We start from the raw sequence: 10,493 nt of genomic DNA, 5'->3' as shown, positions 1-10,493 counted from the left end.
CATCCTGGTCATCCGCTTCGCGCAGGGGCTGCGGAAGATCTGGCTGGACGGGCGGGTCCGCGCCTCGCTGGAGTACAGCGTGGCGCAGGTCGGCGCTCCGCAGGCGTGGCAGGCGGGTTTCGACGGCTCGGGCGTCAAGGTGGCGGTCCTGGACACCGGCGTCGACGAGCGCCACCCCGACCTGGCCGGCAGGATCGCCGAGACCCGCAACTTCACCTCCGCCCCCTCGGTCAGGGACCGCTACGGGCACGGCACCCACGTCGCCTCGATCGTCGCCTCGCAGGGCACGGCCTCGGAGGGCCGGCGCAAGGGGGCCGCCCCCGGCGCCGAGCTGATGATCGGCAAGGTGCTGGGCGACGACGGCTTCGGCACCGAGTCGCAGATCATCGAGGGCATGGAGTGGGCCGCGGGCGCCGGCGCCGACGTGGTCAACATGAGCCTGAGCGGCGACCCGACCGACGGCACCGACCCGTTGAGCGTCGCCGTCGACGCCCTCACCGAGAGCACCGGCAGCCTCTTCGTCGTCTCGGCCGGCAACGACGGCCTGGACTACAGCGTCGGCACGCCCGGCACCGCCGCGTCCGCGCTGACCGTGGGCGCCGTGGACCGGAACGACGCGCTGGCCGGCTTCTCCAACCGCGGCCCGCGCCTGGACGGCGCCCCCAAGCCGGACATCACCGCGCCCGGCGTCGGCATCGTGGCGGCCCGGTCCGAGGGCACCGCCCTCGGGACGGTGATCGACGCGAACTACACCTCGCTGTCCGGCACGTCGATGGCCACGCCGCACGTGGCGGGGGCGGCCGCCATCCTGAAGCAGAAGCACCCCTCCTGGAAGGCGCGCCAGATCAAGGACGCCCTGGTCGCCACCGCCGAGACCGTCGCCGGGCAGACGGTCTACGAGCAGGGCGGCGGCCGGCTGGACGTGGCGCGCGCCGTCCGGCAGGGCGTGACGGCCACCGGGGCGCTGGACCTCGGCACGCATCATCCGGGGGACCCCGCGCAGACCGGCCGGGTGCTGGCCTACGCCAACGGCACCGGCGCCGCCGTGCGGCTCGACCTCTCCGTGAAGCTCGCCGCCCTCGACGGCGGGAAGGATCCGGGCGGCGCGGTGACGCTGGGCGCGACCTCGGTCACCGTGGAGCCCGGCGCGACGGCGGAGGTGCCGCTGAGCATCGACGTCGCGGAGCTGGACGACGGCCGGTACGGCGGGTACGTGACCGCGACGTCCCCGGACGGGACGGTCGCCCTGCACACCACGCTGTCGCTGAGCAAGCGCGGGCACGTGCGCAAGGTGCGGTTCACCGCCGTCGGCCGGGACGGCAGGCCGGTCGCGGTGCCGGCCCTCACCATGTACGGGATCACGCCGCTGGACGACGTGCGGCGCTCGATCGACGAGGACGAGGCCGAGCGGGGCGTGACCGTCGAGGTGACCGAGGGCGCCTACATGACCCAGGCCGTCATGGACGTCACCCGCGGCTCCCACCCGGTGGACAGCGTCGTGGTCATGCCCGAGCTGAAGGTGACGAGCGACATGGACGTGGTGCTGGACGCCCGCGAGGCCGCCCCGATCACCATCGAGACGCCGAAGCCCGCGGTGCGGTCCGGCGTCCTGTCCTACTTCACCCACCGCACGCTGGGCGGCCGCACGATCTCGCAGGGCGTTCTCGGCTCCCCGTCCGTGGAGAGCCTCGCGGTGACCCCGACCGAGCCGGTCACGCAGGGCGCCTTCGAGTTCGTCTCCCGCTGGCAGCTGGCCGCGCCCAAGGTGTCCGGCGTGCTGAAGGGGACCGGCCGGGCCGTCCCCATGAGCCTGCTGGCGATGTCGCCGCCGCTGGACGGCCGGCACGCCTGGCCGCTCGCGGACGGGGCGGGGGCGACGCCCGAGGAGATCTCCCGCATGAGGCTGCGCGGCCGCGCGCTGGTCGTGGCCTCCGAACGACCCTCCGACCGGGAGGACGCGATCGCCGCGGCGGCCGCCGCCGGCGCCGAGGCGGTCATCGTGGTCGGGCCGCCGGGCGCCCCCGTGGGGCAGGACTGGTCGCCGGCCGGCGACCGCCACCCGCTGCCGGTGATCGGCGTGGCCCACGACGACGGGCGGGCGCTGTGGGCGCCGGCCCGCACCGGCAGGGCCGTCCTGACGGTCACCGGCGTCCCGTCCAGCCCGTATCTGTACGACGTCATGCAGGTGTCCGAGGGGCACGTTCCCGAGCGCGTGGTGCATGAGGTGAACGACCGCACCGCCGCACGCGTCGACACCGCCTACCACGAGGCGGGCGGGTTCGGCTGGGCCAGGGAGCAGCGGTTCGGCTGGCGCCCGTGGCAGGGCTACGCGCTCGGCGCCCAGCTGGAGCTCCAGCGGATCACCCCCACGCCCGCGCGCCGCGCCGAGTACGTCAGCGTGGGCGGCCAGTGGCAGCACATCGTCACGCACCTGTTCGACTGGGACGAGCCGATGCCGTTGTCCGGCGGGCTGAGCGAACCGCCGCGCACCTACCGCGCGGGGGAGAGGGTGAAGGAGGGGTGGTTCGGCCCGGTCGTGCGGCCGGCCGTTCCCGCGACGACGCCCGAGCTGGCTCCGTTCCGCGCCGGGGACACGCTGGCGATCGCGGTGCCGGAATTCGTGGACTCCTCCGGCCATTACGGCTTCCCCGGCGACGACGCCGACACGACCTCGGCCCGCTTCTACCGCGACGGACGGCTGGTCGAGGAGCGGCCGTACGCCTGGGGCGACTTCCCCGCGGTGCCGGGGGAGGCCGAGTACCGGCTGGAGTTGTCGACGCGGCGGACCTCCCAGGAGTGGGCGCACGCGATCGCCACCGACACGGCGTGGACGTTCAGGTCGGCACGGCCGCAGGCGCAGGTGCAGCCGTTGCCGCTGCTCCAGGTCGACTACGACGTGCCCGCCGACCTCGACGGCCGGGTCCCGCGCGGCCTGCCGGTCACCCTGGGCTTCGCGGTCCGCGGGACGGCGCCGGGCGCGGCGGTGAAGAGCCTGACGGCCGAACTGTCCTACGACGACGGGACGACCTGGCGGCGCCTGCCGGTCCTGCCCGCCGGCAGGGCCGGGTACGCCGCGCCGGTCGCCCATCCCGCAAAGGCGCGGGTCTCGCTCCGCGTCACCGCGACGGACACGGCCGGGAACCAGGTCAGGCAGACCGTCGTCCGCGCCTACGGCGTGCGGTGAACGGCCCGGCGCGCCCTCGGGGCTGAACGGGGTGGCCCCTTCCGGGGTGGCCCGTCCCGGGGTGGCACGTCCCGGGGTGGCCCGTCCCGGGACGGGGTGTCCTCAGGGCGGAGCGTCCTCGGGACGGTGGCTGGGAGTGTGTTCCTCTCATAGCCACCGTTCGCGGGCGGCGTGCCAGGCGAGCTGCATGCGCGTCTGGACGCCGGCCGTCTCGATGATCCCCGAGACGCGCCGCTGCACGGTGCGCTGGCTGATGCCGAGCTGGGTGGCGATCGACTTGTCGGGCACGCCCGCGACCAGCAGTGACAACAGGTAGAGGTCGTCAGAGTCGAGCGGGCACGGCGCCGTCCCTGCGTCCAGCGACAGGGCGCCGCCGTCCATGACGCTCAGTGGGGTGGCGCGGTCCCACTGGCTCTCGAACAGGGCGAGCAGCGCGTCGAGCAGGGTGCCGCCGCGGATCAGCGCCGCCGTCGGCTCCGAGATGCCCGGACTCTGGACGAGCGTGAGCAGGCCGAGCCGGCGGTCGGCGATGGTCAGCCGGACGGGAAGGCGGGGGATGGCCCTGGCCCGCTCGCCGTGCTTGATCGCCTGCGCGACGTCGGCCTGCATGCCGGGCTCCTCCAGCAGGGCCCGTTCGTAGATCACCCGGTAGACGACGCCCCGGGTGAGGGCGGAGGGTTCGGCGTCGTTCTGGGCGGCGGTCATGGCGACGGGGCCCGCCAGGCAGAAGCCCAGCACCTCTTCCCGGGCGTTGTCCTGCATGCGCAGCAGGTGCTCGCGGATCGCGGCCCGGTCGGGCAGCACCTCGACGAGCTGGGCGGCGTCCCGGCGATGGGCGTTGGCGCGGTACTCCTCCGACAGTTCGTCCAGCGACCGGCGCGCCCAGTCGAGCGCCTGCTGCCGGCGGAGCAGTGAGGCGCCGAGCGCGATGTCCGGCGCCACGGCCGCGAACCGTCCGGGGGAGACCTCGCGCGCCAGGCCCTTGCCGGCCATCGAGCGCAGCGCCCGCCCGACCTTCTCGGCGCCGAGCCCGGAGTGCTCTCCGAGTTCGGAGACCTCGGCCTCGGCCGCTGAGACCAGCAGCCGGTACGTCAGTTCCTCCACCGCGTTCAGCCCCACCGGCTCCAGCATGCCCACCATGATGACATCCCAAATATGGATATTTGGCCACATTTGGGGCTTACTGCGGTATATGCGGTTGGTGCGGCGGTGGTCTCATGAGCTGGGGACGCTCACATTCAGGGGGAGTGAAGATGACCATCACCGCTCGGGAATTGAAAGATCGAGTGATCGACTCCATGAACGATCACGACCTTGAAGCGACCAAGCAGTGCTTCGCCCCGGACGCCGTCTACGTCGGCCCGGTGGGCACAGCCGAGGGGCGCGACCAGATCACCTGGCACTTCGAGCATCTGCTCGAAGCCTTCCCGGATCTCCACATCACGCCGTGGTGCAAGGTCCCGGTCTGCGATCCGGCCATCTCGGCTGTCTCCGAGTACGTCATGACCGGGACGCATCTCGGGCCCTTCCTGCTGCCGGGAGGGTCGGCGTTGCCGGCCACCGGGCATCGCATCGCGGTCCGCGTGGCCGGGATGTGCTCCATCGAGAACGGGCTCATCGTCAGCGATCGCGAATATTACGATCAACTGGAGCTGCTCAGCCAGCTCGGCCTGTGCCTGCCGCAGGTCGTCGTCTGACCGCCCTGGACCTCGCAGCCGGGGGTGTCCGGGCCGGTGAGTCTCAGGGGTTCTGCCCGGCCTCCTCTTCGCCGGCCTCGCCGGCCGCCTCGGGGCCCGGCGCGTCGAGGGGGCGCAGCCGCTCCCAGATCAGGAAGACCGCGCCGACGAGGATCATTGCCACGCCGGTCCACAGGTTGATCCGGATCCCCACGGCCTTGTCCATCGCCGCCTTGCCGTCCAGCAGGCCGGCGATCGTGAGGATCACGCCGTAGAGCAGGAAGAGGCCGCCGATGATACGGCGGATGTCGAAGAGCCGGGCGACGCGCCCGCGGTCGCTCTCGTCGTTCACAGCAGGTCTCCGATCGGGGACAGGTTGATCAGCGTCGGATCGGCCGCGGCCGGAATGGTGATCATCGGGGATGGCCCGGCGGGGGTCAGATGAACGGGATGTAGAAGACGGCGCCCAGGACGACCGCGCCCACGCCCAGCACGATCGGGGAGCGGAACCACGCCTTGTCGCCGGCCAGCGCGTCGTCGGCGATCGAGGCGTCGCTGAGCCCGTAGACCAGCCCGCGCAGCTCGCTCTCGGGCTTGGGCGTGGTGACCAGCGTGACGACGACCGAGACGACGGCGTCCAGGACGAACGCGGCGCCGGCGCCCCAGAACGTGGCGTTCAGCTCGGTGCCGAGATCCAGCACCCCCGCCTTGAACAGGATGTAACACGCGAAGGCGGCGAGCGTGCCGGTCAGCAGCCCCCAGAATCCGGCCCACGCGGTCATCCGCTTCCAGAACAGGCCGATGATGAACGTCGCGAACAGCGGCGCGTTGAAGAAGGAAAAGAGTGTCTGCAAGTAGTTCATGATGTTACTGAAACCGGCCGCGATCAGCGCGGTGCCGATGGCCATCACGATGCCGCCGACGGTGGCCAGGCGTCCCAGCCTGAGGTAGTAGTCGTCGGGCTTGTCCTTCTTCACGTGCGACCGCCAGATGTCGTAGGTGAAGACGGTGTTGAAGCCGCTGATGTTGGCCGCCACGCCCGCCATGAACGACGCCAGCAGGCCGGTGATCGCGACGCCGAGCACGCCGTTCGGCAGCAGGTCTCCCATCAGCAGCGGGATCGCGTAGTTGTACTGCGGGCCGCCCGGTTCGCCGAGGTCGCTGAACAGCACCAGCGCCACCAGGCCGGGGATGACGGTCACGGCCGGGATCATCAGCTTCGGGTACGCCGCGACGATCGGGGTGAGCCGCGCCGCCGTGGTGTTGCGCGCCGACAGGCCGCGTTGCACCTCGGCGAAGTTCGTCGTCCAGTAGCCGAAGGACAGCACGAAGCCGAGGCCGAGGACGATGCCGATCCAGTGCGCGCCGAGCGGGTTGGCGTCGCTGGAACCGGTGTTCGCCCAGGCGTGCAGGCCGGGGTCGCCGAGCGCCGACTGGCGCACCTTGTCCGCCAGCCCGGAGAAGCCGCCCACCTTGACCAGCCCGAGCACCGTGACGGGGATCAGGCCGGCGAGGATGACGAAGAACTGCATCACCTCGTTGTAGATGGCCGAGGACAGGCCGCCGAGCACGACGTAGACCAGGACGATGGCGGCCGACACGACGATCGACAGCAGCAGCGGCCAGCCGAGCAGCGCGCCCATCACCAGCGCGAGCGCGTACAGGTTGATGCCCGCGATCAGGACCTGCGCCACGGTGAAGGTGATCGCGTTGAGGAGCTGTGTCTGGCCGTTGAAGCGGCGGCGCAGGAAGTCGGGGACGCTGTGCACCTTGGACCGGTAGTAGAACGGCATCATCACGATGCCGAGGAACACCATCGCGGGAACGGCCCCGATCCAGTAGTAGTGCACGGTCTGCACGCCGTACTGCACGCCGTTGGCGGCCATGCCCAGGATCTCGGTGGCGCCCAGGTTGGCCGACAGGAACGCGAGGCCGGTGATCCAGGCGGGGAGGGACCGGCCGGACAGGAAGAAGTCCAGGCTGGTCCGGACGGCGCGGCGCGCGGCGAAGCCGATGCCGAGCACGGTGAGGAAGTAGAGCGCGAGGACGGCGTAGTCAAGGAGGTTGACGTCCAGTCGCAGGTCCTGCGCCACGAGGGTGAGGTGATGAGGCACGAACGCCCGTTACCCCGAAATTTCATGCTTTCACCTGCTGCTTCGCGGCAGGTTCCCGCCCCGCCCGCCGGCCGCCTCACGGGCCCCGTGCCGCGCGGAGAAAGTTTGAGCGGCAAACTATTGACGTCCAGGACCGGCTTGTGTGAATCTGCGGCGGAGACTGTCAGGAGTCTCATCGGTACCATGCACGGCGGAGGTCGACGGTCAGGGTCCCACCTGATCGTGCATGGCGGTTGACGCGTTCTCGAAGCGTTTCGAGGCGATCCGAAGGGAACCGTTCATGCGCAAGAAGCTCCTCAGCATGCTCGCGATGGCGCTCGCCGCCAGCTTCCTCGCGGGCGTGCAGGCGCCGCCGTCGGCGGCCGCCGCCTCCGAGCCGTACACCTTCAAGAACGTCCAGATCGGGGGCGGCGGGTTCGTCCCCGGCATCATCTTCAACCAGAGCCAGAAGGACCTGATCTACGCACGCACCGACATCGGCGGCGCCTACCGGTGGAACCAGTCGTCCCAGACGTGGACGCCGCTGCTCGACTCGGTCGGGTTCGACAACTGGGGCTACAACGGCGTGGTGAGCATCGCCACCGACGCCGTGGACCCGAACAAGGTCTACGCCGCCGCCGGCATGTACACCAACTCCTGGGACCCCAACAACGGCGCGATCCTGCGCTCCGGCGACAAGGGCGCCACCTGGCAGGCCTCGCCGCTGCCGTTCAAGCTGGGCGGCAACATGCCGGGCCGCGGCATGGGCGAGCGGCTGGCCATCGACCCGAACAAGAACAGCGTCCTGTACTTCGGGGCGCCGAGCGGCAACGGCCTGTGGCGCAGCACCGACTCCGGCGTCACCTGGGCCAAGGTGACCAACTTCCCCAACGCCGGCAACTACGTGGCCGTCCCCGGTGACGCCTACAACGGCGACAACCAGGGCGTCGTGTGGGTGACCTTCGACAAGCGCACCGGCACCTCGGGCAACGCGACCCAGACCATCTACGTCGGCGTCGCCGACAAGAACAACACCGTCTACCGCACCACCAACGGCGGGACGAGCTGGGAGCGGGTCGCCGGCCAGCCGACCGGCTACATGGCGCACAAGGGCGTCCTGGACACGGTCAACGGCTACCTCTACATCGCCACGAGCGACACCGGCGGGCCGTACGACGGCGCCAAGGGCGACGTGTGGCGGTACGCCACCGCGACGGGCACGTGGACCCAGATCAGCCCCATCCCGTCCAGCAGCTCCGACGACTACTTCGGCTACAGCGGCCTCACGGTCGACCGCCAGCACCCGGGCACGCTCATGGTCGCCACCCAGGTCGCCTGGTGGCCCGACGTGATCTTCTTCCGCAGCACCGACTCCGGTGCCACCTGGACGCGCGTGTGGGACTTCACCAGCTACCCCGACCGCTCGTTCCGCTACAAGATGGACATCTCGGCCACGCCGTGGTTGACCTTCGGCACCAACCCGGCCCCGCCTGAGGTCACGCCCAAGCTGGGGTGGATGACCGAGTCGCTGGAGATCGACCCGTTCGACTCCGACCGCATGATGTACGGCACCGGCGCCACCATCTACGGCACCACCGACCTCACCAAGTGGGACACCGGCGCGCAGTTCACCATCAAGCCCATGGTCCTGGGGCTGGAGGAGACGGCGGTGCTGGACCTGATCAGCCCGCCGTCCGGCGCGCCCCTGGTCAGCGGCCTCGGCGACATCGGCGGGTTCCGGCACAACGACCTGACCAAGGTCCCCTCGATGCTGTTCACCCAGCCCGTCTTCACCAGCACGAGGAGCCTCGACTACGCCGAGACCAACCCGAGCATCATGGTGAGGGCCGGCGACTTCACCGACGCCGACCGACCCAACGACAGCCACGTCGCCTTCTCCACCGACGGCGGGAGCAACTGGTTCCAGGGCACCGAGCCGGGCGGCGTCAACAACGGCGGCACGGTGGCCGCCGCCGCCGACGGCAGCCGGTTCGTCTGGGCGCCCGGTGACCCCGGCCTGTCCGTCGTCTACTCCGTCGGCTACGGCAACAGCTGGAGCCAGTCGTCCGGCGTCCCGGCCAACGCCGTCGTCGAGTCCGACCGGGTCAACAAGAACAAGTTCTACGCCTTCGCCAACGGCGGCTTCTACGTGAGCACCAACGGCGGCGCCGCGTTCACCAAGACCGCCGCGACCGGCCTGCCGGCCACTGGCGTGAGGTTCAAGGCGGTGCCCGGCACGGAGGGCGACATCTGGCTGGCCGGCGGCACCGGCGGCCTGTGGCACTCCACCGACTCCGGCGCCTCCTTCACCAAGGTGAGCGGCGTGGCCGAGGCGACCAACATCGGCTTCGGCAAGGCCGCGCCCGGTAAGACCTACCAGGCGCTCTACCTCGCCGGCCGGGTCGACGGCGTCTACGGCGTCTACCGGTCCGACGACACCGCCGCCACCTGGGTCCGCATCAACGACGACCAGCACCAGTACGGCAACATCGGCGAGGCGCTGACCGGCGACCCCCGCGTCTACGGCCGCGTCTACATCGGCACCAACGGCCGGGGCATCATCTACGGCGACCGCGACGGTGGCGGCACCCCTGACACGACGGCTCCGTCGAGGCCGGGGACGCCTGTGGCGTCGTCGGTGACCTCTTCGGGGGCGACGTTGTCGTGGACGGCGTCGACCGACAATGTCGGGGTGACGGGGTATGACGTGTATCGCGAGGCGGGTTCCACCGATGTGAAGGTGGGCACGGCGAGTGGTGCGTCGTTCGCGTTGACGGGTTTGTCGGCGAGTACGTCGTACACGTTCTATGTGGTGGCGCGTGACGCGGCGGGCAACAGTTCGACGGCTTCCAGCCCGGTCACCTTCACCACCTCCGGTGGCGGCACTCCCGACACGACGGCTCCGTCGAGGCCGGGGACGCCTGTGGCGTCGTCGGTGACTTCTTCGGGGGCGACGTTGTCGTGGACGGCGTCGACCGATAATGTCGGGGTGACGGGGTATGACGTGTATCGCGAGGCGGGTTCCACCGATGTGAAGGTGGGCACGGCGAGTGGTGCGTCGTTCGCGTTGACGGGTTTGTCGGCGAGTACGTCGTACACGTTCTATGTGGTGGCGCGTGACGCGGCGGGCAACAGCTCGACCGCTTCCAGCCCGGTCACCTTCACCACCTCCGGCGGCGGAACCGGCGGCTGCACCGCCACCTACCAGGTGGTCAACTCCTGGCCGGGCGGCTTCCAGGCCGAGGTCGCGGTCAAGAACACCGGGACCGCCGCCATGACCGGCTGGACGGTGAAGTGGGCCTTCGCCAACGGCCAGACCATCACGCAGCTGTGGAACGGCACGCTCACCCAGAGCGGGGCGAACGTCACGGTGAAGAACGTCGCCTACAACGGCAACATCGGCGCGGGCGCCTCCGTCACCTTCGGGTTCGGAGCCTCCTCGACGGGGACCAACGCCGTCCCGTCCCCGGTCACCTGCACCGCAGGCTGACCTCGACCACCGAAGCGGGCCCGGCACTCACCAGTGCCGGGCCCGCCTCG

The 10,493-nt window shown here is 70.8% G+C and carries 6 protein-coding genes; 3 read left to right on the top strand and 3 right to left on the bottom strand.

The features are described from left to right. Positions 1-3,184: S8 family peptidase (locus ACFO60_RS16600; protein WP_380841190.1), on the top strand; the 3,184-nt coding region annotated here is incomplete at its 5' end. A 147-nt stretch (positions 3,185-3,331) separates the two neighbouring features. On the opposite strand, the gene ACFO60_RS16595 is transcribed toward ACFO60_RS16600, so the two are convergent. Continuing rightward, positions 3,332-4,315 carry a helix-turn-helix domain-containing protein gene (locus ACFO60_RS16595; RefSeq protein ID WP_380841189.1) on the bottom strand — a complete coding sequence of 328 codons (984 nt, stop codon included), beginning with the start codon at positions 4,313-4,315 and terminating at the stop codon, positions 3,332-3,334. A 122-nt stretch (positions 4,316-4,437) separates the two neighbouring features. On the opposite strand from ACFO60_RS16595, the gene ACFO60_RS16590 reads away from it, so the two are divergent. Further along, entirely contained in the window at positions 4,438-4,881 is a 444-nt protein-coding gene (locus ACFO60_RS16590; protein ID WP_380841206.1) for an ester cyclase, read from the top strand. A 43-nt stretch (positions 4,882-4,924) separates the two neighbouring features. On the opposite strand, the gene ACFO60_RS16585 is transcribed toward ACFO60_RS16590, so the two are convergent. Both ACFO60_RS16585 and ACFO60_RS16580 read right to left on the bottom strand, forming a co-directional pair. After that, on the bottom strand, positions 4,925-5,212 hold the full coding sequence (locus ACFO60_RS16585; RefSeq protein ID WP_380841187.1) for a hypothetical protein: 288 nt from the start codon (positions 5,210-5,212) through the stop codon (positions 4,925-4,927). A gap of 85 nt (positions 5,213-5,297) precedes the next feature. Continuing rightward, entirely contained in the window at positions 5,298-6,974 is a 1,677-nt protein-coding gene (locus ACFO60_RS16580) for a sodium:solute symporter family protein (protein WP_380841186.1), read from the bottom strand. Positions 6,975-7,254: 280 nt separating this feature from the next. On the opposite strand from ACFO60_RS16580, the gene ACFO60_RS16575 reads away from it, so the two are divergent. Further along, positions 7,255-10,443 (top strand): cellulose binding domain-containing protein, encoded by a 3,189-nt coding sequence (locus tag ACFO60_RS16575; protein WP_380841184.1) that lies wholly within the window; start codon positions 7,255-7,257, stop codon positions 10,441-10,443. Positions 10,444-10,493: the final 50 nt, after the last annotated feature.

The sequence above is a fragment of the Sphaerisporangium dianthi genome (assembly GCF_042654065.1).
GTDB lineage: Bacteria > Actinomycetota > Actinomycetes > Streptosporangiales > Streptosporangiaceae > Sphaerisporangium > Sphaerisporangium dianthi.
Note: the sequence above shows the minus strand (reverse complement) of the source record. Positions and strands in the feature narration are given on the sequence as shown.

Excerpts from the sequence above, each read along its gene's own strand:
- ACFO60_RS16590 (WP_380841206.1), top strand. The coding sequence starts at position 4,438 with ATGACCATCACCGCTCGGGAATTGAAAGATCGAGTGATCGACTCCATG.
- ACFO60_RS16595 (WP_380841189.1), bottom strand. The coding sequence starts at position 4,315 with ATGCTGGAGCCGGTGGGGCTGAACGCGGTGGAGGAACTGACGTACCGG.
- ACFO60_RS16575 (WP_380841184.1), top strand. The coding sequence starts at position 7,255 with ATGCGCAAGAAGCTCCTCAGCATGCTCGCGATGGCGCTCGCCGCCAGC.